General features: G+C 61.9%; 24 protein-coding genes and 1 pseudogene. 16 read left to right on the top strand and 9 right to left on the bottom strand.

Annotation, left to right across the window (positions count from 1 at the left end; translation table 11 throughout):
- Nucleotides 1-59: 59 nt before the first annotated feature.
- The gene (locus A7A77_RS05110; RefSeq protein WP_156500436.1) at nt 60-683 is read left to right on the top strand and encodes a TetR/AcrR family transcriptional regulator; all 624 of its coding nucleotides are present in this window, start codon (nt 60-62) and stop codon (nt 681-683) included.
- Here the strand turns inward: A7A77_RS05110 and A7A77_RS05105 are convergent.
- A complete protein-coding gene (locus A7A77_RS05105) occupies nt 667-1,806 on the bottom strand; it encodes an ABC transporter substrate-binding protein (RefSeq protein ID WP_066554714.1) in 1,140 nt (379 codons plus the stop codon). The genes A7A77_RS05110 and A7A77_RS05105 overlap by 17 nt on opposite strands.
- 209 nt (nt 1,807-2,015) lie before the next feature.
- Here A7A77_RS05105 and A7A77_RS05095 point away from each other — a divergent pair, with 209 nt between their 5' ends.
- Nucleotides 2,016-2,546 (top strand): nuclear transport factor 2 family protein, encoded by a 531-nt coding sequence (locus tag A7A77_RS05095; protein WP_156500428.1) that lies wholly within the window; start codon nt 2,016-2,018, stop codon nt 2,544-2,546.
- 37 nt (nt 2,547-2,583) lie between these two features.
- Here A7A77_RS05095 and A7A77_RS05090 read toward each other — a convergent pair whose 3' ends face one another.
- From A7A77_RS05090 to A7A77_RS05080, 3 genes are all read right to left on the bottom strand, one after another.
- Entirely contained in the window at nt 2,584-3,399 is an 816-nt protein-coding gene (locus tag A7A77_RS05090) for a 2-keto-4-pentenoate hydratase (RefSeq protein ID WP_066554708.1), read from the bottom strand.
- A 41-nt stretch (nt 3,400-3,440) separates the two neighbouring features.
- Nucleotides 3,441-4,187, bottom strand: coding sequence for an SDR family NAD(P)-dependent oxidoreductase (locus A7A77_RS05085; RefSeq protein WP_066554707.1), 747 nt, complete (start codon nt 4,185-4,187; stop codon nt 3,441-3,443).
- A 310-nt stretch (nt 4,188-4,497) separates the two neighbouring features.
- Nucleotides 4,498-5,151 carry a TetR/AcrR family transcriptional regulator gene (locus A7A77_RS05080; RefSeq protein WP_156500426.1) on the bottom strand — a complete coding sequence of 218 codons (654 nt, stop codon included), beginning with the start codon at nt 5,149-5,151 and terminating at the stop codon, nt 4,498-4,500.
- Nucleotides 5,152-5,314: 163 nt separating this feature from the next.
- Between A7A77_RS05080 and A7A77_RS05075 the strand changes: the two genes are divergently transcribed.
- The 8 genes from A7A77_RS05075 (at nt 5,315) to A7A77_RS05040 (ending at nt 15,463) form a co-directional block, all read left to right on the top strand.
- On the top strand, nt 5,315-6,049 hold the full coding sequence (locus A7A77_RS05075) for a dienelactone hydrolase family protein (protein ID WP_066554704.1): 735 nt from the start codon (nt 5,315-5,317) through the stop codon (nt 6,047-6,049).
- Nucleotides 6,050-6,067: 18 nt separating this feature from the next.
- Nucleotides 6,068-6,706 carry a glutathione S-transferase family protein gene (locus A7A77_RS05070; protein WP_066554701.1) on the top strand — a complete coding sequence of 213 codons (639 nt, stop codon included), beginning with the start codon at nt 6,068-6,070 and terminating at the stop codon, nt 6,704-6,706.
- A gap of 21 nt (nt 6,707-6,727) precedes the next feature.
- Complete coding sequence (locus A7A77_RS05065; protein ID WP_066554699.1) at nt 6,728-7,474, top strand: NAD(P)-dependent oxidoreductase; 747 nt, start codon at nt 6,728-6,730, stop codon at nt 7,472-7,474.
- Between the two features lie 111 nt (nt 7,475-7,585).
- A complete protein-coding gene (locus A7A77_RS05060) occupies nt 7,586-8,722 on the top strand; it encodes a cupin domain-containing protein (protein WP_066554697.1) in 1,137 nt (378 codons plus the stop codon).
- A gap of 144 nt (nt 8,723-8,866) precedes the next feature.
- Nucleotides 8,867-9,361: a cupin domain-containing protein gene (locus A7A77_RS05055; protein ID WP_066554687.1), complete on the top strand. Its 495-nt coding sequence runs from the start codon at nt 8,867-8,869 to the stop codon at nt 9,359-9,361.
- 12 nt (nt 9,362-9,373) lie between these two features.
- A complete protein-coding gene (locus A7A77_RS05050) occupies nt 9,374-11,113 on the top strand; it encodes a CocE/NonD family hydrolase (protein WP_082835927.1) in 1,740 nt (579 codons plus the stop codon).
- Between the two features lie 37 nt (nt 11,114-11,150).
- Nucleotides 11,151-11,990: a fumarylacetoacetate hydrolase family protein gene (locus tag A7A77_RS05045; RefSeq protein WP_216635548.1), complete on the top strand. Its 840-nt coding sequence runs from the start codon at nt 11,151-11,153 to the stop codon at nt 11,988-11,990.
- Nucleotides 11,991-12,031: 41 nt separating this feature from the next.
- Entirely contained in the window at nt 12,032-15,463 is a 3,432-nt protein-coding gene (locus A7A77_RS05040; protein ID WP_066554685.1) for an indolepyruvate ferredoxin oxidoreductase family protein, read from the top strand.
- 60 nt (nt 15,464-15,523) lie between these two features.
- Here A7A77_RS05040 and A7A77_RS05035 read toward each other — a convergent pair whose 3' ends face one another.
- The 3 genes from A7A77_RS05035 to A7A77_RS05025 form a co-directional block, all read right to left on the bottom strand.
- A complete protein-coding gene (locus A7A77_RS05035; RefSeq protein ID WP_066554681.1) occupies nt 15,524-15,958 on the bottom strand; it encodes a VOC family protein in 435 nt (144 codons plus the stop codon).
- Between the two features lie 24 nt (nt 15,959-15,982).
- Complete coding sequence (locus A7A77_RS05030) at nt 15,983-16,447, bottom strand: nuclear transport factor 2 family protein (RefSeq protein WP_066554678.1); 465 nt, start codon at nt 16,445-16,447, stop codon at nt 15,983-15,985.
- A gap of 137 nt (nt 16,448-16,584) precedes the next feature.
- Nucleotides 16,585-17,553: an alpha/beta fold hydrolase gene (locus A7A77_RS05025; RefSeq protein ID WP_066554673.1), complete on the bottom strand. Its 969-nt coding sequence runs from the start codon at nt 17,551-17,553 to the stop codon at nt 16,585-16,587.
- 12 nt (nt 17,554-17,565) lie between these two features.
- Between A7A77_RS05025 and A7A77_RS05020 the strand changes: the two genes are divergently transcribed.
- On the top strand, nt 17,566-18,033 hold the full coding sequence (locus A7A77_RS05020) for a cupin domain-containing protein (RefSeq protein ID WP_156500424.1): 468 nt from the start codon (nt 17,566-17,568) through the stop codon (nt 18,031-18,033).
- 45 nt (nt 18,034-18,078) lie between these two features.
- Nucleotides 18,079-18,507, top strand: coding sequence for a nuclear transport factor 2 family protein (locus A7A77_RS05015; protein ID WP_066554671.1), 429 nt, complete (start codon nt 18,079-18,081; stop codon nt 18,505-18,507).
- A gap of 30 nt (nt 18,508-18,537) precedes the next feature.
- On the opposite strand, the gene A7A77_RS05010 is transcribed toward A7A77_RS05015, so the two are convergent.
- The gene (locus A7A77_RS05010; protein ID WP_172799844.1) at nt 18,538-19,320 is read right to left on the bottom strand and encodes a cupin domain-containing protein; all 783 of its coding nucleotides are present in this window, start codon (nt 19,318-19,320) and stop codon (nt 18,538-18,540) included.
- A gap of 211 nt (nt 19,321-19,531) precedes the next feature.
- Between A7A77_RS05010 and A7A77_RS05005 the strand changes: the two genes are divergently transcribed.
- Complete coding sequence (locus A7A77_RS05005; RefSeq protein WP_066554665.1) at nt 19,532-20,314, top strand: SDR family oxidoreductase; 783 nt, start codon at nt 19,532-19,534, stop codon at nt 20,312-20,314.
- A gap of 36 nt (nt 20,315-20,350) precedes the next feature.
- Here A7A77_RS05005 and A7A77_RS05000 read toward each other — a convergent pair whose 3' ends face one another.
- Nucleotides 20,351-21,481, bottom strand: a complete 1,131-nt coding sequence (locus tag A7A77_RS05000) for a cupin domain-containing protein (protein ID WP_066554662.1) — start codon at nt 21,479-21,481, stop codon at nt 20,351-20,353.
- Between the two features lie 286 nt (nt 21,482-21,767).
- Between A7A77_RS05000 and A7A77_RS04995 the strand changes: the two genes are divergently transcribed.
- The 3 genes and pseudogenes from A7A77_RS04995 (at nt 21,768) to A7A77_RS04990 (ending at nt 24,571) form a co-directional block, all read left to right on the top strand.
- Nucleotides 21,768-22,745, top strand: a complete 978-nt coding sequence (locus tag A7A77_RS04995) for a quinone oxidoreductase family protein (protein ID WP_066554655.1) — start codon at nt 21,768-21,770, stop codon at nt 22,743-22,745.
- A 39-nt stretch (nt 22,746-22,784) separates the two neighbouring features.
- Nucleotides 22,785-22,970: pseudogene (locus tag A7A77_RS18575) on the top strand (TauD/TfdA family dioxygenase); the annotation flags it as partial.
- A gap of 140 nt (nt 22,971-23,110) precedes the next feature.
- Nucleotides 23,111-24,571, top strand: a complete 1,461-nt coding sequence (locus A7A77_RS04990; RefSeq protein WP_066554651.1) for an MFS transporter — start codon at nt 23,111-23,113, stop codon at nt 24,569-24,571.
- The last annotated feature ends 71 nt before the right edge of the window (nt 24,572-24,642 follow it).

The raw sequence follows: 24,642 nt of genomic DNA, 5'->3' as shown, positions 1-24,642 counted from the left end.
ACACAGCCGGCCAGCTTGCCCCGATGGCAGAGGCCTGTTAATCAAACAGCGCAATATCGTTGCCAAAACAGATGCACCTTGCAGGGCAGAGCGACACTATCGAACAGGTTACGCGCAAGGGGGAACGGACCAGAGCCAAACTGATCGACGCGACGATCAGAGAACTGGGGCATATTGGCTACGAAGCCACCTCGATCCTCCTCATCACCAAAACCGCCAAGGTCTCGAACGCCACGTTCTACCTGTATTTCAGGAACAAGGACGCGATCATCGACGCCGCGATCATAGAGCCGGCAGCGCAAATCCTGCGCCGGGTCTATGAGGTCGAGCAGGGCGAACCTGAGTTCCTGAAACGCATGCTGCTGGCGCTGCGATCATTCTTCGAGTTCGTTGTCGAGGATCCCCGCTGGGCAAGGGCGATGCTGGCGACCCATGCAGCAGTGCCCCGGTTACGGGAGCTGCTCAAAAGCCAGGGCAGCGGGATGTTGGACCGGGGGATAGCAAGCGGTCTTTTCGACATCAGGGGTACGGCATTCGAAGTCGATGCCATACACAGCGTTCTGATGACCGCGATCCGTCAGCAGATCGACGGTACGGCCGGTCCGGACGTGATTGACGAGTTCATCGATCTGACCATGCGGATGCTGGGTGTACGCGAGCCGGACCTCAAGCCGACGCGGTAACCTTTGGCCGATCGTAAGGCAGCGGCGACGGCTCTCCGCACGGCTGCCATTTGCCATCGCTTATCAACATAGGCTGGATGGCGGTGGCTCCCATGTGCCGGTCTTCCGAAAAGCGGACAGGCGGAAGGATGTCGGCGTCAATCTCGCCCGCGGTCTCGAACGCTGCCACCAGGCTTTCGCGTGTGATCGGGCCGTCGATGCGTTCAATGACATCGGTGAAGATCCTGGCGTGTGCAAAAGCAGTCATGGACAGGACATCGGGCACTTGTTCGGGGAAATATTGCGCCAATGCCTCGCGGTAGAGCGCTGCGACGGGGGCATCGGCATCCGGTGCAAGGATGGGGGCGGCATGGCCCTTCATGCCTTCCAGAAGGCCCTCGCCGATTTCCGCGATCTGGCGCGTCACGTTTGCGGCCCATGAATAGAGCGACAGGCGCACGCCGCGCTCTTTCAACACGGCCATCGCCGCAGTCAGTTCGGGCCAGTTGACGAGCACAATCACGGCATCGGGATCATGCGCCATGATCGCGTCCGCAAGCGCCTCCCCATCTGTCGAACCCAGCGGCACACAGACCGGCACAACGCTGCCACCGGCAAGGCCGACCGCGTGGTACCCTTGCTGCGCAAGCTCCGCCATTTCAACCGAGATTTCCGGATAGTCGGGATGGAATACAACGACCTTGCAATGCCCCTCTTCAGCCGCCCACTGCCCCAGTAAGTAACCGGATTCGTTGAACGGCGGCTGCACGCCGAACAAGCCCCGACGCACCGGATCGTACCACTGCTTGTCGCCCGCGAAAGGAAGCAGTAGCGGCAAAGCTTCCTGTTCAAGATAGGGCAAGGCAGCAGTCAGCTGCGGCGTACCGTTGGTGTTGAGCAAAGCAACGACGCCGTCTTCCTCGTTCAGCTTGCGGATGGCCCTGGCAGTGATTTCGATATCGTAGCCATTGTCCTCAACCAGAAGATCGATCTGGCGATCGCGCCGTTCGCAACGCGCGTTGTAGACATTGATCCATGCCGCTGTGCCGGCATGGATGCGAACACCGTTTTCGCGCAGCGCGGGAAGGCCCGAAAACGGCACGACCATGCCCACCTTGATCGGCTCAGGTGAATGTTCGGACATGGGCTGACGCATCCTCTCGTACTGTCACTTGGAAAATATTATAGGGATCTCATATTTATCCGGTCAATCCGGCGACAACGCTATCCTACGAAGGAATCACGAAGAGATTGACAGTCCCGGATATTATCTGGAATTGATTCTAAAAATAGGCGTATTCGGACATATCGGTTGATACACAGCTGATCGTTCGCTTCGGGAAAGGGCAGCTGATGGTAGATTTGAAAAGCAGCGTCAGAACGGCATCGACGGAGGAAGCGGTCGCCAGCGTGGCGATCCAGAACTTCGTCGCAAGCTTCTGGATGGAGGCGGAAAAAAGCCACGGCTCGCGCGCGGAAGCCTTCTTCATGGAGGACGGCGCGTTCATCATCGAAGGCATGGTCGACGCGCAGGGCCGCGAAGGGGTTCGCAAGGTCGGCGCCTATCGCGAGGAACTGGGTCGCCAGCAGAACGGCGACCGACACTCCCGGCACATCATGTCCAATTACGGCTTCGACTTTAACGAACTGTCGTCCGACGGGAAGGTGACGGCGCGCGCTGTGATGATGCATTTCGGCGGATCGGGTGACCTGCCGCTGCCGCTAGAAAAGGCCTACGCCATTTACGACGTCACCGTCGACATCCGCCGGCAGCCTGACGATACCTGGCTGATGAAGCGCCTGGAAATGCGCCCCGTTTTCGTTGCGGAAAACCACCCGACCCGCAACATGCCGCGCAGCTTTTCACATCCCGGCCAGGAATAGAAGCACCATCGCGACATAGCGGCGGCGAAGGTCGCCGCTATGCCGCAATCCGTGCCGTCACCCGGCCAAGCCGCGTAAATTCGGCGCAGGCCAGCCTTTCGCCAGGCTTGATCTGCTGCGGAATGGGCAGGCATCCGGTGATCACGATCTGGCCGGGTTGCAGAGATTCCCCGATCTCGCCCAGCTTGTTCGCCAGGAATGCAACGGCGTTGATCGGGTCGCCGAGGCATTCCCAGGCCGTTGCCGATGCGCGCGCTTCGCCATCGATGCTGACAAGCACGCCTTCCAGCCGCAGATCGATCGTCGGTTCGGTCATCTTGGGGCCGAGAATAATGCGCGTATCAATAGGCGAGCAGGCCGATGCGACCTTGTGCTGGAAACCGAAGGGCGAGTTCTTCGGGATCTGCGCCATGTCGAAGCCCGCGTAAAATCCCGCCACGGCCATGCGCGCCCGTTCGGGGGTTACGCCAGGGCCGGCAAGCGGTTTCGCGATGACCATCGCCACTTCGGCTTCGGCATACATGTAATAGTCGGGGTGAGCTTCCACAAAGCAGGCATCGGTCCCAAGATTGGATTGCGACAGCGCAGTGAAAACCGGATTGAGCGGACGGTCCAACGCTTCGGGCGGCAGGATGCCAAGATTGACGGATTCGATCAGTCCGGCGCGAGTGGTCATCGAAACGCGGTAGCCGACATGCGGGTCGCCCTGCCCTGCCAGACGCCGCTTGTAGCCGTGCTGCAGCCGGTATGCATCGAGAAGGGTAAGGTCGGGCATCGCCTTCGCGATGTCGTGGGCAGGATCGTTGTCGCTACGGGCTTTTTCCAGCAGATCGATGAGCTGATTGTCATTCATGGCAGGCGCCCTTCTTTCCCCTTTGCGCAAATTCAGGAATGTCAGAGCTGGGCTTCCCCACCATCGACCGGATAGTCCGCGCCGGTTACGAAGGTTGCCTCGTTCGAGAGGAGGAAAGTCGCAACCGCGACAGCCTCTTCCAGCCGGCCCATGCGGCCCAGCGGGATCATCGCACGGAGCAGTTCGGCGATTTCTTCTGCCTGTCCCGGATCATTGGATGCGGGGCCGTGGAAATCGGTTTCTATCGGTCCTGGACTGATCGTGTTCACCCGAATCCCCTGCGGTTTCAACTCGCGCGCGAGAACCATCGCGATCGACCGCACGGCGCCCTTGGATCCGGCATAGAGGATCGCGCCCGGAATACCCTTTGTCTTCACGCCGGACGCCATCAGCAGCATGCAACCATCCTGCTTGATCACCGGCGCCAGAGCCTGCGCCCCGAACAGGACGCCGCCGACGTTAAGATCGAATTGCTTGCGGTAGAGTTCTTCGGTGATGTCGCTCAACGGGCTGATCACGCCCATGCCGGCGTTCAGGAACACGCCGTCGACCGTGCCGAACAGATCCCTGGCCGCCTGGGCCAGAGCAGGGGCGGCTGCGGGATCGGCAGCATCGTTGGCAATTGCATGGACGCCCTCGATCGCCTCTGCCGCGGCAAGACGCTCGGGGTTGCGGCCAGTAACCAGTACGCGCCCGCCCTCTGTCACGATGCGCCGCGCGGTTCCCAGACCGATACCGTTCGTCCCACCAGTGATGACGAAACTCTGCCCTTCGAAACGACCTGCCATGCACCCTACTCCGCATTGATGTCTGAATTGAAAAATCTCGATCGAAGAACCGGCCGATAGATCAATCGGGCCACTGACCTTCGTCCGCACTTTCGAGCCAACGAGATGCCCCGCCGGTAACAGGCAAAACCCGTAGCCGTCCGGCCAACCTTCCTGCTACCCATCGCGCGCGAATACTGCGCAATCTGATAAACCAAATTTCTGAACCTGGGCTCCGTCATTAATTTTACTAGACTAAAATAATGACGGGCGAAAGGCCGGTTCGACCGGCTCGACAAAATTTGTCAATCATGCAACCGCTTGTGCGGCGTCATTTCGTTGCCAGCAACCCGGTCATCAGCGCCTTAAGCGTCATATCGAACCTGGCGTCGGTGCTTTCGCCGATCGCCTTGTCCGCTGCATGCGTAAAGTGCGGCGCAATTTCGCGGAACCCCTCGGGCGGTTCAGAAGGGCCCTCCTTACACGAAGGCAGCTTTCCGGCCTGTTCTTCACGGCACACCCAGCTGAAAATCAACTCGTGGACTGCCATGTTGGCCCAAAGCGCTTCCAGAGGCTTGAAGCCCTCCTTCTCCGCCATGATCTGCGCCGCTTCCCACTGTTCAAGATAGGGCGGAACGTTCGCCAACGGGCGGTTGGCCAGAATCGTCGCCAGGCCCGGCGTCCGGCGATACTTGCTGAGCATGAACTGAGCACGCTCCATCCACCATTCTTCCCACGAACAGTCTGAAACGGCTGACTTGGGGCTGTCCTGCTCCAGAACTTCTGCCGCCAGATGGAGCAGTTCCTCGCGGTCCTTCACGTGGTTGTACAGCGTCTGCAGCGACACGTTGAGCTTGCGGGCCACTTCGGTCAGCTTGAATTCCGCAAAACCCAGCTCGGAAGCCGCTTCTGCCAATCGCTCGCGCGTAACCTTGATCGGTCGCCCGCGCTTTGCCCGTTTCGGCGCCACTGCCTCTTTTGCCAATCTTGCCTCTTTCACGTTCCCGATCGCGCCAATACCGCTCCTGCACCTTGTCGCTACACCATCGAAGTCGCGGATGCCAGCAGGGCGGAGCGGGCTGTCGAAAGTTATTTGACATATATCTAATATATCTGCACTCGCTGGCAGCGAAAGCGGGAGTAAAGCGATGTCGGTAATATCCGAAACCCTGAAATACGAAGCCGACGGGCTGCAGATGGAAAGCCCGCTTTTTTTCGACGATACGGCGCCAGGCCCGCGTCCGGGCATACTGTTGTTTCCCGATGTTTTCGGCGTCGGCAGCCACGTGCGCGAACGCGCCGAGCGGCTCGCCAGCCTTGGCTACTGCGCGCTCGCTTGCGACCTGCATGGCGGAGGCCAGCGTATCGAGGACGTGCAGCGCGTAAACGAACTGATGGGGCCGGTGCGAGAGGATGCGGGTCGGCTGCGTGCCCGCGGCATCGGCGCGTTGGATGCGCTTGCTTCGCATGACAGCGTGGATGCATCGCGCATTGTCGCCACCGGTTACTGCATCGGTGGCACCTTCGCACTGGAACTGGCGCGCAGCGGCGCGGACATTGCGGGCGTCGTCGGCTTCCACAGCGGGTTGCAAACGCCCCGTCCGCAGAATGCATCGGCAATCAAGGGCAAGATCCTCGTCTGCATAGGTGCCGACGATCCGATGATCCCGCCCGCCCAGCGTGCCGACTTCGAAGCGGAAATGCGGGCCGGCGGCGTCGACTGGCGGATGCACCTTTACGGCGGCACGGTTCACAGTTTCACCAACGTCCATGCCGACGCGATGGGCCGTCCGGAAATGGCCCGATACAGTCCCGGCGCGGATGTCCGGTCATGGGCCGAGCAGCTGGCGTTTCTGGAAGAACTGTTCGGCAAACCGGGTTGAGGCAAGGAGATAAACGCGATGTTGACAGTCCACCACCTGGGCATTTCGCAATCGGACAGGATCGTCTGGCTCTGCGAAGAACTCGGCCTTGAATACAATCTCGACAAGCATGATCGCGATCCCGAAACGGGTGGCGGCCCCGCGTCCTACAAGGCGCTGAGCCCGTTCGGCACGGCGCCGGTCATTACCGATGGCGATCTTGTGCTGGGCGAATCCGGCGCGATCATAGAATACCTGATCCATCGTTACGGCAACGGGAAGCTTTCCGTTGCACCGGGCCAGCCGAACTACCCCGACTATCTGTACTGGTTCCATTTCGCCAATGCCTCGCTGATGTCGGCGGGCATGGTCGAACTGGCCATGCGTTTTGCGGGACTGGAAGAAGCACCAATTGCCGATCGCCTGCGCTGGCGGGGCGACCGCGCCTTTGCCGTCGTCAATGAACGGCTTGCACAAACTCCCTATTTCGCCGGCGACGAATTTACCGCGGCCGACATCATCATGATGTTCCCGCTGACGACGATGCGGATGTTTGCCCCGCGCGACATCACGCCTTTTCCGCATCTGCGCGCTTACCTGCAGAAGATCGTGCAGCGCGACGCTTTCAAGCGTGCGCTGGCAAAGGCCGATCCTGATCTGCAGCCGAAAATCGATTGAAACGAAAATCAGGAGAGCGACATGAAGATAGCCTTGGTCGGCGCGACCGGATTCATCGGATCGAAAGTGCTGGAGGAAGCCAGCAATCGCGGTCATGAAATCACGGCAATCACCCGCCATCCCGAAAACGCACCCCAGCTACCCGGCGTGTTCGGGCGCAAGGCCGACGTGCTGAAACGGATGCAGGCCATTCCCGCATTCGAAGGTCACGACATCGTGATCAGTTGCTTCAACGTGGGGCACAAGCCGGATCCCGGCCAGAACGTGGTTCGCGACACGTTCACCGGTGTCGTCAACCTGATCAGGGCCACCAAGGAATCGAGCGTGAACCGACTGCTGTTCGTTGGCGGCGGCGGCGCGCTGTACGTGAAGCCGGGCATCCAGTTGATCGACGTCATTCCCGGGCTTGGCGAAATCTCCGGCCACGAATGGCCCGAAGACCTGTCGAGCATGATGCCGCCGGAATTCGCCCTGTGGGACGAAATCCTGCGCAAGGACATCACTCACGATCACATCATCCCGCTGGTACAGGCGCTGATGTTCTTCGAACACGACCGCACCTACGACTGGTCGTTCTTCTCGCCGCCAGCCGGCCTTCATCCCGGCCCGCGCAAGGGCAAGTACATCACCGGCACCAACCAGGTGCCGATGGACGGCGACAAGTACGCGGGCCTGTCGATCGCGGATGCGGCCATCGCCATCGTCGACGAAGCGGAGCGCGACGCGCACAAGTGGGAACACTGGACGGCCTACCTCCCGGCCGAGTGAACCGGCCGCGCCAGATGATCCGTTCCGCCTTGCCGTCTATTTTCTGGTAATGTATCTATAAATTTGAAAGTACGCCCGGTTGTGGATGCGCGAACGCTAAGGAAAAGACCGATGAGCTACCCCGACGTAGAGATCAATCTGGCCACTGACGAGCGAACGAATCGCGATGTGCCGCCGGTGCCGTTCACGATCGACAATGCCAGCGACCTGTCCCGCCTGCGCGCACTCTGGGCAGAGATGGACAGCACGCCGCGCCTGCTTGCCACGCGCGGTGAAGGCGAGGATGTGAGCTTCCTCGACCTCGACGTGCGCAACCTGCTTCGCGGAGAGCACAGCTCTGGCCGCTATGCCGTGCACAGCATCATCCTGCCGCCCGGCGCATCGATTCCCGCCCACGCGCTGGAGGACGGGGACGCATTCTGGTTCGTGCTGACCGGTGAAGTCGAAATCACCGTCGGCGATGTTGTCCGCACTATCGGGCACAAGGGCTTTGCCTATGCCCCCGATCTTACCACGCAGGCCGTTGCGAACCGTTCGGATGCACCGGCAGAAGTCTATGTCGCCCATGCACCAGCAGGCGCCGAACGCGCTTTTGCCGCAGCTCACGAACTGGGCCTGCAGAACCCGGACAGTGTAGCAGCCGATTACTGGGCCATCTTTGCGCGGACGGGATTCATTTTCGCCGACGGCAAGGCCCAGCCAAACGACCGGCGCGTAAACGGCCCGTTCCAACGGATCGACGATAACGTCACGCGTCTGGAAGACTATCTCGCGCTGCGCGAAAAATGGGCCAAGCAGCCGCCGGTGCCCAAGATCGTGAACCACCCTTCCGACTGCGTAAACATCCCGGTTACCGATCAGGAAACCCGCGTGTTGCTGATGCCCGAAGAATCGCGGGCGCAAGCATCGGTGTTCTACGGCGCACTGGAAAACGGCTTCGGCGCAGGCCCCCATCATCAGCCTTCGGAAGAAGAGTTCTTCATCGTCCTCAACGGGCCGCTGAAGCTGACCGTCGGCAATATGACAGAGGAGGAAGCACAGCTGGGCGCATTCGGTTTCGCGCCCCGTTACGGCACGCACGCCTTCCTCAGCGATGTCGATTCCGAAGTGCAGCTGTTCACGATGAACTCGCCCGGCGGACATGAGCGCGGTTTCGAAGTGGTCGTCAAGGAACTCGGCACCGACCGATTCCTGCCGTTGATCGAAGCTCACGGCTTCACCTTTCACGGCATGCCTGAAGCGTCCTGAACAAGTTCGGGCAGTTCGAAGAAACAGGCGCGCGGCATTGCCGCGCCACACTGCCTTCAACGACACCTTGTTATTTTTTTATAAACATCTAAAAAATGTTAGGGCCACCGCTCAAATATGGCCACGCATGCAAGGAGAGAACGAATGCCCGGTCAGGTCTATAGCGGCACCGTCGCCGATCTTCCCCGCGAAACGCGCTTCAGCAACAACTATCATCGCACCGGCCTTGCGATGGACGCGGCAAACGTCTGCTTCGTCTGGCTCGATCCCGACGCTTTTGCCGAAGTCGCTGCATCGGACGGCACGGCCCCCTGCCATTCGCACCCCTTCGACATGATGATCTACGTCATCGAAGGCGAGCTGCGTTTCCGCGCCGGTGACAAGGATCACTACCTGAGCGGCGGCGACTTCATCTACGTGCCCCGCGACGTGCTGCACGGTGGCCGCCCGGCCAACGGCAAGCCGGTCCACTTGATGGAAATGTTCGCTCCCTTGCGGACCGACTATCTCTACATCTGCGAACATCAGCTGGGCTACAAGCAGGCGCCCCGCAATGCGGACGGTTCGCGCGTCGATACGCGCAGCGTGCTGGAAGCGGCAGCCGACATGGGCGATTCGCTTATGCAGCCGACCGAGTAACCGGCAAGAAGCATGGCCATCCTGATCGAGCGAGATGTCCCATGCGAAGTGCGGGACGGCACCATATTGCGGGCGAACGTCTTCCGCGATCCCGATGCCGGACCGGCACCGGTACTGGTGTTTCGCACCCCTTATGACAAGAACGCGGGCACCATCACCTACATGGCGCTGGACCCGATGAAGGCAGCGGAGGCAGGCTATGTCGTGGTCCAGCAAGACACTCGCGGGCGCGGCAGTTCGGAAGGGGTGCATACCCCTTGGCTCGACGAGTTCGAGGATGGCTACGACACGATCGAATGGGCGGCGCGTCAGCCGTGGTCCAACGGACTGGTCGGCGAATATGGAATTTCCTACCACGGGCTGACGTCCTGGGCGTCAGCCGTCATGGCGCCGCCCTCCTTGCGGGCCATCGCCCCGTCACAGGCACCGTGCAACCTCTATGACTGCTTCTTCCGGCAGGGCGCGTTCGAACTGGGGACATACACCCAATGGGCGCTCCGGGTCATGAGCCCGGCCGAACTGCTTCGTGCCCGCAAGGGTGCACCGGCAGACGAGCGCTGGGCCGAATTCCTGCGCATGATCGACGAACTCGATCCGTACGAGGAAATGGTCAGAACGCTGCCGCTGCGCGACGTTGCGCCGGTGGTCGCGCATGAACCCTATTTCGCGTTCATCACCGACATGTTCGAACACCCCGCGCCCGACGAATTCATCGCCGAGCGTTCGATCACCGGCCGTCATGGCGAAGTGAAGGTGCCGGTCATGATCACAGCCGGTTGGCACGACATCCTGCTGAGGTCCGATCTCGACCATTATGCGGCGATGACCGCGGACACGATCCCGGCTGAAGAGAGGCAGCCTGTGCAGCTGACCATCGGGCCGTGGGTCCACGGATCTGGAATGCATCAGCAAGCCGGCGGCGAGGTCGATTACGGTTATCGCGCCTCGGGCCTTATGATGGACCTGAAGGAGGACCTGACGGCCTATCACCTGCGTTGGTTCGATCGCTGGCTGAAGGACACCGACGTACCTTCGCGTGCACTGGTGCGGATTTTCGTGATGGGTGCGAACCGATGGCGCGACGAGCAGGAATGGCCGCTGGCGCGCCAGCGCGAGACCGCATGGTATTTCCATGCCGACGCGGCGCTTTCCGCCACGAAGCCATCAGCAGACAGCGCGTCGCTGTCCTATGTCTTCGATCCGGAGAACCCGTTCCCGACGCTTGGCGGACCGACCCTGATGCCGACCACCTATCCCAAGGGCTCGGTCGAGCAGAACAAGCTCCACGACCGTGACGACGTATTGCTTTTCACATCGGACGCTCTCGACGCACCGCTAGAAGTTACCGGGCATGTGCGCGTACGGCTGTGGGCATCGAGCGATGCCCGCGATGCCGACTGGATGGTCAAGTTGTGCGACGTCCACCCCGATGGCCGTTCGTACAATGTGTGCGACGGGATCGTGCGCGCCAGCAAGCGCGAACGCGAATGGACCGAACCGCGCCCTCTGACGCCGGGCGAGATCGTCGAATACGAAATCGACCTTGCCGCGACTTCCATGGTGTTCATGCCCGGCCACCGGTTGCAAGTGCTCGTCACGTCGAGCGACTTCCCGCGTTACGACCGCAACCCCGGCACCGGAGAGCAAGGGTTTGATGCGGCTACCCTAATGAAGGCCCGGCAGACCATCCATTGCGATGCGGAACGCCCATCCTGCATCCTGCTGCCGATCATACCGGACCCGCAGCCGTGAAGCACCAAGCATATGAAGGGCTGGAGGACGCAAAGCCATGAACGGGACAGTGAAAATCGCGCGCATCGCAGCTGGCGGGAAATGCGCAGCCGCCGTGATCGTCAATGGCGGCGCAAGAGTGGTCGGCGGCTGGCAGGAAGGTGATCCACTGGCCTCCCCCTTCGTGCTGCCCGAAGCAGCGGACCTGGCGTCCGGTTCCGGCGACTTTGTGCCCGATGGCGCGTTTTCCTTCCTCCCGCCGCTCAGCAGCGTGACGAAAGTCATTTGCCTCGGCCTCAACTATCGCGACCATGCCGAGGAAACGGGCGAAGCGCCGCCGGAAAATCCGGCCCTTTTCATCAAGTTCCCTGATGCATTGGTGGGGCATGATCGGCCAATCATCCGCCCGAAGGTATCGGCCGCGTTCGATTTCGAGGGCGAGATCGCAGTGGTGATCGGAAAGCCGGGTCGCCACATCGCCAAGGCCGACGCGATGAAATACGTCTACGGCTACACAGCCCTGATGGACGGGAGCATTCGCGACTACCAGCAGCATTCCGCAACCGCCGGAAAATGCTTCCACCAGTCGGGTTCGTTAGGGCCCTGGATCGTCCCGGCAGACGCCATCGACGATCTTGAAGCGATGACGCTGGAAACCCGTCTCAACGGTGAACGCGTGCAATCGACCAGTGTCGACATGATGATCTACGACATCGCGACTGCCATTGCCTATGTATCGCAATGGACCCCACTGAACCGCGGCGACATCATCTCGACCGGCACGCCATCGGGCGTCGGCGCCGTTCGCACGCCGCCGTTGTGGATGAAGGCCGGCGACGCGATCGAAGTGAGCGTGGGCGGTGTTGGCACCCTGAAGAACCATGTCGCGAATGAATAGCGGGCCGCACCCGGCACATTCCCGATTGGAGAATTGAAGTCATGACCGTGCAACTGATGGACCGCTTTACGAAACGCGATGGCCCCATCCTGATAACCGGGGTGCAGGCGCTCGTACGACTGATGATCCTGCAGGCAGAACGCGACAAGGCAGCCCGCCTGAACACCGGCGGCTTCGTCAGTGGCTATCGCGGTTCACCGCTCGGCACGCTGGACACCGCCTTTGCCGGCGCGCGATCCGTTACTGCGGATCTCGACATCAAGGTGATGCCTGCGGTGAACGAGGAAATGGCCGCAACGGCCATTGCCGGCACACAGCAGATCGAACAGTCGCCCGGCGCCAATGTTCAGGGCGTCTTCTCGCTCTGGTACGGCAAGGGTCCCGGGTTCGACCGTGCGTCGGACGCGATCCGCCACGGCAATTATCAGGGTTCGTCCCGGTTCGGCGGCGTCGTCGTTGCGGTGGGAGACGATCACCTTGCCAAATCGTCTTCGATCATATGCTACAGCGATGAAACGGTCGCCAGTGTGCAGTTGCCGCTGCTCTATCCCGCCGATCCGCGTGAGATCGTCGAATACGGGCTCCACGCCTTTGCCTGTTCGCGCCACACCTGGTCGTGGGTTGCGCTCAAGATCCTGACCGAAGTTGCCGATTCCACCCGCGCCGTCGACAGCGCCGAACTGGGCGAGGCCCCCGTCCTGCCTCCGATCGACTCGCCGGCGGGCGGCCTGCACAACCGCTGGCCGATCACGCCGCAGGACCAGGAAATGCTGCAGCAGGATTATCGCCTGCCCGCCGTCATCGACTATGTCCGCGCCAACGGGCTGGATCGGAGTTTCCGCCGCGATCCGGGTTCGCGCATCGGCATCGTCGCCGCCGGCAAGTCGTGGCTCGACGTGGAAGAGGCGATGCGCCTTCTGGGCCTCGACGAAGCCGCGCAGAGCAAGCTGGGCATCGCCATCTACAAGCCCGCGATGATCTGGCCGCTGGAGCCTGAGGGCATCCGCGAATTCGCGTCCGGCCTCGAACGGATCGTCGTGGTCGAGGAAAAGGGCGGCCTGATCGAGAACCAGGTCAAGGCAACGCTCTATGGCTATCCGGACATGCCCGAAGTCGTCGGCAAGCATCATGCCGACGGGTCGGTCCTGTTCCCCAAGACGCTGGACCTGACGCCTGAACGGATCGCCTACGAACTGGGCCGCATCCTGCAGCAGGCGGACACCGGCCTTGCGCCGCGGGTCGAGGAACTGGCCCAATTACTTTCGATCCAGAAGGACTTCACCGTCCCGCCCGCGCTTCGCAAGCCGTTCTTCTGTTCCGGCTGTCCGCACAACCGGTCGACGGTCATTCCCGAAGGCAGCCGCGGCACCGCCGGGATCGGCTGCCACGGCCTTGCCGCCTACAACCGCCCGCGCACGACCAGTTTTGCGCAGATGGGCGGCGAAGGCGTGCACTGGGTCGGCCTGTCGCAGTTCACGAACGAACCGCACATGTTCGCGAACATGGGCGACGGCACCTACTTCCACTCCGGCCTTCTCGCCATTCGCCAGGCCGTGGCAGCCAAGGCGAACCTGACCCTGAAGCTGCTATACAACAGTGCGGTGGCGATGACCGGCGGCCAGGCGGTCGACGGCGAACTATCCGTCGCCCGGTTGCTGCAGCAATTGCGGGCCGAAGGTGTGCAGACGATCATCCTGTCGACCGACGACCCCGACCGTTATCCGGCGGGCGATCCCGCACGCAAGCTGGTCGATCGGGTGGAACACCGCGACAACCTTGAGGCACTGCAACTCGAACTGCGCGAGACGCAGGGTGTCAGCGTCATCGTATACGAACAGATGTGCGCCACCGAAAAGCGGCGCCTGCGCAAGCGCGGGAAGATGGAAGACCCGACCAAGCGGGTGTTCATCAACGAACTGGTCTGCGAAGGCTGCGGCGACTGTTCGGCGAAATCGAACTGCCTGTCGGTCGAACCGGTGAAGACAGAATTCGGCAACAAGCGGCGGATCAACCAGTCGTCCTGCAACAAGGATTACAGCTGCCTCACCGGCTTCTGCCCCAGCTTCGTCACTGTCGAAGGCGGCAAACCGCGCAAGGTCGCAGCGGTCGAAATCGCTGCCGATGCGGCGCCGCTGACCGATCCCGGCGTGCCCATGCCGGAGCACCAGCGTCTGCTGGTTGCCGGTGTTGGCGGCACCGGCGTCGTCACCATCGGCGCGCTGCTGTCGATGGCCGGGCACATGGGCGGGCGCAAGGTTGCTGTGCTGGATCAGGTCGGCATGGCGCAGAAGGGCGGTGCGGTAACCAGCCACATCCACCTTGGCGGCAACGACATCACGGCCCTGCGCCTGCCGCCGCGTCAGGCGGATCTGGTCATCGTATGCGACGAGATCGTGGGCAACGTCCGCGATGTGATTTCCGCGATCGATCCGTCCCGCACGCATGTGCTAGCGAATTCGGACGTTTCGATCACCGGCGATTTCACGCAGGACCCGTCGGCCATTCCGGACGCCACCTTCCTCGCCCGCCGGCTGGAGCGGGCGACGGGAGACGGGCGGTTTGAAGCCTATCCCTTCACGAAGCTTGCCGAAGCCCTGCTTGGCGATGCCATCGGCTCGAACCTGCTGATGGTCGGCTTTGCCTATCAGAAGGGCTGGCTGGCCATGGACCTTGGCGATTTCGAATCCGCCGTGAAGCTGAATGGCGTCGGCGTCGCGATGAACATGGCGGCATTCGACTGGGGTCGCCGGCTGGCGCAGGATCCGGCAACGGTGTTGCGCGCCGCAGGGCTTGCCGAGCCGGAGCCGGAATCGGTCGACAATGTCATCGATCGCCGTGCCGAATTCCTGACGGACTATCAGGACGAGGCCTATGCCCGGCGCTATCGCGACCGGATTGCGGCGGTCCGCAGCACGGAGGAACGGCTGGGCGGAGACGGGTCGCTGACGATGGCGGCTGCCCGTTCGCTGTTCAAGCTGATGTCCTACAAGGACGAGTACGAAGTGGCCCGCCTCTATCGCTCTGCCACTTTCGACGAATCTTTGCGCAAGCAGTTCGAAGGCGACGTGAAGCTGCGCTTCCATCTCGCCCCGCCACTGCTGGCAAAGCGGGACAAGGCAACCGGCCATCTGCGCAAGTCGGAATTCGGCGGCTGGATTATGGGCGCGTTCGGCCTGCTCGCACGTTTCAAGTGGCTGCGCGGGACCGGTCTCGACATCTTCGGCTATACCGCAGAGCGGCGCATGGAGCGGGCCCTGATCGGTGAGTACGAAGCCCTGCTGGACGATCTGATCGCTCGTGCGGAGCCGGGGAACCTCGCAGCGCTGGCGGATATCGCCGGACTGCCGATGGCGATCCGTGGCTACGGCCATGTCAAGGAAGCTTCGGTCGAAACCTACCGCGCCGAACTGGCTTCATCGCTGGCGGCGCTCGACAAGGCACCTGCCCACACGCCGACGGCGCAAGTAGCCTGAAACAAGAGAGGGGCACCCCAACGGGGCGCCCCTCTTCGTTTTAGCAACCTGAACCGACGATCAGGCCGGATCGATCAGTTGTTCCATCATCTCCGGATAGAACTTCTGGGTCGGGTGGGTTTCGCCCAGTTCATCGGTCAGCTGGAAAACAACGCCGACACCGCCGTTGCGGCGCGTGAAATTGCTGCGGTAATGCTGCACGCGGACCGGCGGATCCCAGACCACGTCGACGTCATAATCCTTCAGTGCCTTTGCCGTTTCGTCCATATTGTCGACAACCATCGCGATATGGTCCAGCCGGCCGAACTTCTCTCCATAGAGGCGGCCCGGGTCCTCGGTGATCTGAAGCGTGAAGTTCTCGAACTCGAGATAGAGGTTGCGAACCTCGTCGGATTCGACCTTTGCCGATTTGACCCCGAAAACGTCAGCGAAGAATTTCACTGCATGATCGAGGTTGGGAACGGAAATCCCGACGTGGTGGACTTTTGCAGCCATGGTGGAAACTCCTCTCCGGAATATTCAGTCGCCGACTTTTGCGTCGTGCCGGCCTTCGACCAGCACTGCGACCGTGTAGGGTTCGTCACCGATGAACAGCGGAGTGCCGCGCAGCGACTTGATCTGCCACAGGCCGGGTTCCTTGCAATGCAGCTCGCAATCCACGCGCGAGACGAGGCTGGGGCCCTTCGAACCGGTGATCGGCGGCGGGCCGTCGGATGCATAGTTGGCGACAACGAACGTCACCTTCGCGCTGGTGTCACTGAGCGGCACGACCTGATAGTTGGAGGTCGCGTGGCGTGTCGTACGCTCTCCGCGATCGGCGCGATAGCGGTAGAAATCGACAATACCCGCGCGCCCTTCGAAGGTGCGGTCCGAACCGACGTACAGGACGCAGTCTTCGGTATAGAATTCAGGCGCGCCCTGACCGCGGTTTTCGTCCACGTCGGCCCAGTAGTCCGCGATGAACTGCTGGATTTCGACCGTCATTCGGACGGTCCGATCGTCGATTCTGCGCATACAATCCTCTCTACGCTGCATGGATCCTTACCCGTTGTGTAGCGCGAAGGAGGACCCGGCGTAACCTATTTTCTGGATAGTTATATAATAAATGCCAGGCCAGCATGTCAGGGGCGCGTCTCAGGCTCCGGTGCCTGCCAGCCGGATCGGTCCAGCCAGTCGAGAAGGATGGCGTTCACCTCCTCTGGCCGTTCGTATTGCGTCCAGTGGCCGCAATCCTCGATCAGGTGGGTTTCAAGCGTGGGTACGTATCGCTCCATCCCTGCTGCCGTTTCGGGCGGCAAGAAGAAATCGTCAGCCGCGCAGATCATCAGCGCCGGCACGTCCACGCGGTCATCCGTTCCTTCGGTGTCGAGCCAGTTGCGATGCAGGTTCCGGTACCAGTTGAGCGGCCCTGCAAAGCCATTGCGGCTGTAGGCATCGATGTAGACCTGAAATTCGGCATCGCTCATCACCGGCTCGCCCATCACGGCTTCCTCTCCGACGAATAGCGTCATGGGCAGGCATTGCAGGCGCGGTTCGGCCTTGCGGAATTCCGCCAGTTTCAGGGCAGGTCTGCGCATCAGGCCGCGAAAGGTTTGCGCAACGTCGCGTTCCAGCAGCGCCTCACCCACGCCGGGGGTCTGGAACCGCACCATGTAATTGTCTTCCCCGCGATACTGCCGCATCGTTTCGACAAGTCCGGCCGAGCCACGGCGGGTATAGGGCGTGTTGAGGCTAGCAACGCCGAGCACGCGGTCGGCATGTTCGCGCGCGATCCACCAGGCCAAGGCTCCGCCAAAATCATGGCCGACGATCACCGCGCGGGCGATACCCAGTGCATCCATCAGGCCGACGATGTCGAGCGCAAGGTTCGCCATGCGATAGGCCTCTACGTCGCCCGCCGGTCCGGTATCGCCATAACCGCGCAGGTCCGGCGCGATCGCCCGCCAGCCGGCCCCGGAGAGTGCCTGCATCTGCGACCGCCACGAATAGGACAGCTCTGGAAACCCGTGAAGCAGGATGACGGGCGTGCCAGCGCCCGCCTCGCGATAGGCCATGTCGATACCGTTCGTCTTCACAATCTTTTCGGTCATGGATGCTCCCGCATGGCGCCCGTTCAACGGCCCGATTTGGAATCGGGAAGAACGGTCTTCATTTTTTTTGAATATCTTCTATTAAAGCGACAAAGAAAAGAAAGGATCACGGGCGTGAGCAAAATCAAAGTGCTGAACATCTGGGCCGACGAAGACGGCCAGTCGCATTTTCGAGACATAGAAATCGACACGCGCGAAATTCCGCAAGGCGGAACGATTTCCGACCCGATTGCGACAACCAACCTCTGGTTTCGCACTACGCCCGAAGCGCAGGACATGGACTGGCATCCCGCACCGCGCCGCCAGTTCGTGATCGCGCTGGGCGGCGGCGTCGCCGAAATCACGGCCAGCGATGGCGAATCCAGCCTGGTCAACAACGGTGACGTGGTGCTCGTCGAAGATACCTTCGGGAAGGGCCACAAGTCGCGCGCGTTCGACGGTCTGCCCCGGCAGTCGGTGTTCATCGGCCTGGCCGACTGAGATTCGCCGACCCTCCGTTTCAGAACACAATAGCTGGAGACTGCAGTGAATATCGAAGACCTCTCTTGCAAGATCGGCTGTCAGGACGCGCTTGTCGCATTGTGCTCCGCGCTTGACGCCGGCGACAATGACGCTGCGGCCGACCTGTTCACCGACGATGGCGTTCTGATACTGCCGACCGGCGAAAAGCGCGGCGCCGAAGTACGGGCGGCACTGAACGCGCGTTCCAGCACGATCACCACGTGTCACATCATGACGAACGTTCTGGTCACCCCGCGCAGCGCGACCGAAGCGTCTGCCGCTGCCACGATCACGGTCTATCGCGTTCAAACCGAAGGCAATGCGTCTGCCTCCCTCACCCTGCCGGAGACCCCTCAGGCGATCGGCGAATGGGGCATAGACCTGCGCCTGACGCCGGATGGCTGGCGCATTTCGCGCTACACTGCGGCAGAACGTATGGCGCCCGCCAAGTAATCCGGCCTGATCGGGCAAGGGGGCCGGTGCCTAAGCGTTCGGCCCCGCAGCCCCCTCGGCCATAGCGACTTCCGCGACAGTCTGGTGTTCGGGAGCAAGCATTTCCACATAACGGGTCACCACGCCCCCGTTCGAAGCACGGAAAACGGTGCCGGCAGGAACCACGACCAGCGTGTGCGGCCCCGCGACCTGCCTGTCGAGCCCGATCTCGACGGTCAGCTCACCATCGACGACGTAGAGCAGCCGGTCACCGTCGGCCACCGTCAGCGAACCGGCAGGAGCATCGGCGGCAAGGTCGACGAGGTTCATGGCAAAGTTGTCCGACCCCGTAGCCGATCCGATAAGGGGCCGGACCAGGCTTTGCCCACTGGCACGCTCTGCCATGTCGATCCGCGCGATCGTGCCCTTCGCGGTTCCGGGAGCGATGGGATCGCCTGCGGCGTGCTTGGCCGCGAAGTCGTAGGTCATGGCAGAAGGCGCGAGAAGTTCGAGGTGCATTTCGCGCACATCGCCATCGTTCTGGTTCCAATGCGGAAAACCCTTGGGCAGGAACACGAGCGAGCCCGGTCCTGCCTTGTGTGTTTCATCGGCAAGGTGGACCGTCATCTCCCCTTCGAGAATAAAATAGAACTGGTCGACATCGTGCGTATGCGATCCGAAAATCACCCCGTTGGCGCCAGTCGCGGTGCCAGGCGGCGCAACGGTCAGCAGGGCCATGCAGCTTTCAATTCCGTTGTCCCAGTTGGCCATGAAGTGGCTGTGGAACTGCCCCTCGGGATACACCGAGAAATCAACCGGCCGAACGTGCTGCATGACGTCTCCTGATATATCTACCGACCATCCGGTCGAGATCCGGGTCTTGTCCCGATCCGGATTTGCGGCAAGAATGTAGGACATTTCTATTGGCATAGGCCGGGCTTGCAAGCACAAACAGCGACCATGCGGACTTGCGTCGAGACGCGGACCACCGAATGGAATCGGGGCGAGGCCGAAAGCGATGAACCTGATGCGGAGGGCAAACGCAATGGAACTTGGGATAGCAGGCAAGAACGCCATCGTGTGTGCATCGAGCAAGGGGCTGGGGCTCGGTTGCGCCGAAGCGCTGGCCGCCGAAGGTGTCAACATCACGATGACCGCGCGCGGGTCCGATGCGCTGGAATCCGCGGCCGAAGCGATCAGACTGCGCTACCCTGCGATCAAAGTAAGCACAGCCGCGGGCGACATTTCCACCGAAGAAGGCCGTCGCCACGCGCTGTCCGTGGCCGGCAACGTCGACATCCTTGTGAACAATGCAGGCGGTCCGCCGCCGGGCGACTTTCGCGACTGGTCGCGCGACGACTGGTTGAAGGCGCTTGACCTCAACATGCTGGCGCCGATCGAAATGATAAGGGCGACAATCGACGGCATGATCGATCGCAAGTTCGGCAGGATCGTCAACATCACGTCCTCATCCGTGAAGTCCGCGATCCCGGCGCTGGGCCTTTCCAACGGCGCGCGCACCGGCCTTACCGGTTTCATCGCAGGCCTGTCGCGGCAGGTCGCGCAACATAATGTCACGATCAATGGCCTGCTGCCCGGCGCCATGGCGACCAGCCGGTTGAAAAGCATCGTTTCCGGAGAGGCCCTTGCCGCATCGCTGAGCGAAGACGAGATCATCACGCAGCGACTGACGTCAATACCGGCAAAACGCTTTGGACAGCCTAACGAATTCGGCGCTCTGTGCGCATTCCTGTGCGGACAGTCGGCTGGCTACCTGACCGGACAGAACATTGTTATCGATGGCGGCGCCTTCCCCGGCACACTCTGACGCATCCCGGCGGAGGCGGGCCGGACCGCAACGCGATCAGTCCGGCGGACCGTGGAAGGTAAAGCCATGCGCCGTGATAATCTCGGGGAAGTTCGGCTTGTCACTATCCGTTATCGAAATCTCAAACCCGCGATCGTGCCCGCCCGGGGTATTTACCGAAAACAGGAAGGTCTTGCCCTCGCTCAACTGCTTGAACGCATGGGTGCCGTAACGGGGTGCGAACCCGAATGCCCCGGGACCCACCCGTTCCGCCGTCTGGTTGCCGATCCGTAACCGGACCTCGCCCCGCAGGACGATGAAGGTCTCTTCCTCCGTGGGCTGGTGATGGGGCGGAACGTCGATCCCGCCGTGGATGATATTGCAAAACGCAGATGCCGCGCCGCGCGATTCTTCCGGACTGAGCAGGACGCGGGCTTCCTGGTCCAGGGCAGTCACGTTGTAACAATCGCACGGGTCCTTCACCAGCTTTGGCGTTCCCGGCAGCTTGTTCCATTCACAGCGCAGCGCCAGCAGATCGTCGAGCTTGCCGATAGGCTTGTCGATGCGCGGCGCGGGTTCGTTGACCCGGCTATCGTTGGCAAGCGCTTCGCCGCCGGTCAGGGTGATGCCGAAAGGCTGCAGAAGTGCCCATGCCTGTTCGACCGCGGCGGCACCCGCATCTCCGAACGCGCGGTGCGCAGCGGCAAAGCCACGCTCTATTCCGGCGGGCAAGTGGATAACGAACACTTCGGCCAGTTCAGCAGAGCGGTTGGCGACGGCCTGCGTGGTCCGGGCAGGTGCAAAGCCGAACCCTGCGGAGGGCACCGTCATCGTCTCCGAGCCAATGGTGAGGTCTACCTCGCCATGAACGACGACCCAGAATGCTTCACCGGCGTCATTGCCGTGAGCCGGGATACGCGTTCCGGGCGCCATCACGATGCTGTGCACGCTGTTGCGGCCTGAGCTTTCCTCGCCGCGCAAGAGCGTCTTGATGTCCAGCCCGGCAAAGCTGACATCGTCCGATCCTTCGCGCGAAGCGAGGATTTTCGGATTACTTTCCATGCGGCTCCAGCGTGCTCGCAACGCCGCAACATCCTCCGCCGTCTTCACGTCGAAATCGGCCAGCGTGACCGGGGTGTTGGTCCGTTTCTCTACTGTTTCGACAAGGTCCTGATCCGGATAACCCATGAGCCTCTCCTCGGCGTGATGAGCCGGAATCGCTGCTCCGGCAATCTGTCTCCGAATCAGAATATAAGATACCTCTTATTTTTTCAATGAGCGATCGTCGGGAGGGTCATCAGCCGCCGGTCGCACCAAGGTATGACGTCAATGTCGTTCCATATTTTTTATTGCACTAAAATAATCTTTGCAGGAATGATGGCAACGCCGGTGCAGAAGGATAAGTCCCCGCACGGAATGAGCGACCGCGCAAAGCAGGCATGGTCTTTCCCCTATCGGGAGCAGGAGAAGATTTTTGACCAAGATTGTACGATTTCACGAAACCGGCGGGCCGGAAGTTCTTCGTGTCGACGAAGTGCCGACTGCCGCACCGGGCGCGGGGGAAGTTCTTGTTCGCCAGAAAGCGATTGGCGTCAATTTCGCGGACCTGACGATGCGCAAGGGCGGTTTCCCGGCATCGCTTCCCGCCTGCCCCGGCTCCGAAGCAGCTGGCGTGGTGGAAGCTGTTGGTAAGGGAGTGACGAACTTCGCGCCCGGCGACCGCGTGACTTACGGCGGCAGCGTGCCCGGCGCTTATGCCAGCGATCGCATTCTTCCGGCCGACCTGCTGGTGAAACTGCCAGACGGCATTTCCGACGAAACGGCCGCGGGGATGATGTCGGCCGGACTGACCGCCGGTTACCTGATCCGCCGGATATGGCCGTTCCTGAAGCCCGGTGACCCGATCCTGTTCCACGCGGCAGCAGGCGGCGTGGGCCAGATCGCGGTGCAGTGGGCAAAGGCCATCGGCCTGACGGTCATCGGCACGGTCGGCAGCCAGGCCAAGGTCGAAACCGCGCGCGCGGCGGGCTGCGACCATGTGCTGATCAACGGCGAGGACGACATTGCCGCCCGCGTCAAGGAACTGACCGGCGGCGCGGGCGTCGCCGTCGCTTACGACAGTATCGGCAAGGACACCTGCAACGGCTCGCTCGCATCCCTGCGCCGCCGCGGTCTGCTGGTACTGTTCGGCGCGGCATCGGGCCCGCCGCCGGCGATCAATCCGATGGAACTGGCAATCAAGGGATCGCTCTACGTCAGCCGCCCCGCCCTCCACGATTACATCGCCGATGCCGAAGAGCGCGAAACGCTGGTCGCCGAACTGTTCGACCTCGTCCAACAAGACAAGATCCGGATCGCGGTGAACCATCGCTATGCTCTCGAAGATGCGGCGACTGCCCATCGCGATATCGAAGCGCGCGCGACGACCGGTTCGGTCGTCCTCCTGTCATAAGGCAATCCGTGCCCTGCGACTGCAGCACAAGGTCCTCTTTTGCGGGACCAGCCGATGGGCGCGGTTCTGCGTTGCCACGCCTGCCCGCCACATGGCGGCGACACGATGTGGGCCAACATGGTGAAGGCCTATGCCAACCTTTCTCCCGAACAGCAGGACCGCATCCGCAGGATACTGTTCAACCAGCGCGCCCGCCCTGCTCCGGCCCGACGTCTGCACAACCGGAACCCGCGTAAACCCGCACGGTCCGACTACCGAAAGCTGGACCGTGATCCCTGCCGCGACTATCGCCGACGTCGACGGTCTCGTGAAAATTCCTGTCGTCCCGGTGCGTCCGGGCAGCCCCCTACGCTGGAGAATATTTCTTGCCGACCTCCGAACCTGCGGCGGATAAACCGCCTGCAACCTCGCTTCCGCCGGGCGCCCTTGCCACCGCGCTGGTCGTGGCCGTCGCCGCTTTCCTGCAGATGCTCGATTCCTCGATCATCACGCCTGCGCTGCCCATGATGGGCGTTTCGTTCGGGGTCACCCCGGTAGAGGTGGGCATCGGCATCATGGTCTACGTGCTGGCCGCCGCCGTCATGATTCCGGCCAGCGCATGGCTTGCCGACACCTTCGGCGCAAAGCGCGTCTTCATCCTGGCGCTGCTGGGATTCACCGGCGCGTCCCTGCTTTGCGGGTTGAGCGCGAACCTTGAAATGTTCGTCGGCGCGCGGGCGTTGCAGGGGGTCAGCGGTGCGCTGATGACTGCGATCGGGCAGTTGATCCTCGTCGGTTCGGTGGATCGGTCCAGCCTCCTGCGGCTGCTGAACATCTCCTCCATCCCGATGCTTGTCGCCCCGGTCCTCGGCCCGCCGCTGGGCGGTTTCCTGACGGAACTGTGGGGCTGGGAATGGATCTTCTACATCAATATTCCGATCGGCCTTTTCGGGGCCGTGGCCGCCTCGCGTGTTCTTGGCCACCTCCCGATCCGCACGCGCCCGTTCGACCTTCCCGGCTTCCTGCTGAACGGCACGGCCCTTTCGCTGCTTCTGTTCGGCCTTGAACAACTGGCAGACCCGCAGGCTTCGCGCGCGATAACGATCGCGATCCTGGCGGGCGGCATCGTCGCCGCCGTGCTTGCCATCCGGCATCTGCGCCGTTCGGCACATCCCATACTGTCGCTGGCACCGTTCCGGCTTCCGACCTTCCGCATTTCCGTCGGCACGACGCTGCCCCTGATCCGCGTACCCATCCACGCGTTCCTGTTCGTGCTGCCCATCATGCTGCAGGTCGGTTTCGGCATGTCGGCGGTGCAGTCCGGGGTTGCGCTTCTCGGCCATGCCGCCGGCGACCTGCTGATGAAACCGCTGATGACCCGCACGTTCCGCCGCTTCAGCTACCGCAAGGTCCTGCTGTTCACGACGGCGGTCATGTCGATCGGCATCGGCGGCTGTGGCTTTATTACGGCGGCAACGCCCTTTGCGCTCATCATCGCGATCGCCTTCGTTTCCGGTTGCGCACGCTCTTTCGTGATGACCGGCCTTACCTCGCTTGCCTATGACGAGATTGCGCCGGCCCAGGTGCCAAGCGCGGTAACGCTAACGCAGATCGTGGTGCAGGTTGCCGCCGGCCTTGCCATAGCACTGTCGATCATCCTGTTCGATGTCAGCGCGATGCTGACCGGCGCCAGCCGCGATGCGATCGGCGCAGTGGAATGCAGCTACGTGTTCTGGGTGGTCGGCCTGCTCGGCCTGCTGAGCCTGCCGGCGCTCGCGCGGCTGTCGAAAACGGCCGGAGACCAGATGAGCGGACGCGTACCCAAGCCTGCTGCGATAGAAGAATAAAACAACAAAGGGCAGGCGACCGCTTTGGCCGCCTGCCCTTTGCTGATGTTCCGCAGAGGTTTAAGCACGGC

The organism is Croceicoccus bisphenolivorans, from assembly GCF_001634625.1.
GTDB lineage: Bacteria > Pseudomonadota > Alphaproteobacteria > Sphingomonadales > Sphingomonadaceae > Croceicoccus > Croceicoccus bisphenolivorans.
Note: the sequence above shows the minus strand (reverse complement) of the source record. Positions and strands in the feature narration are given on the sequence as shown.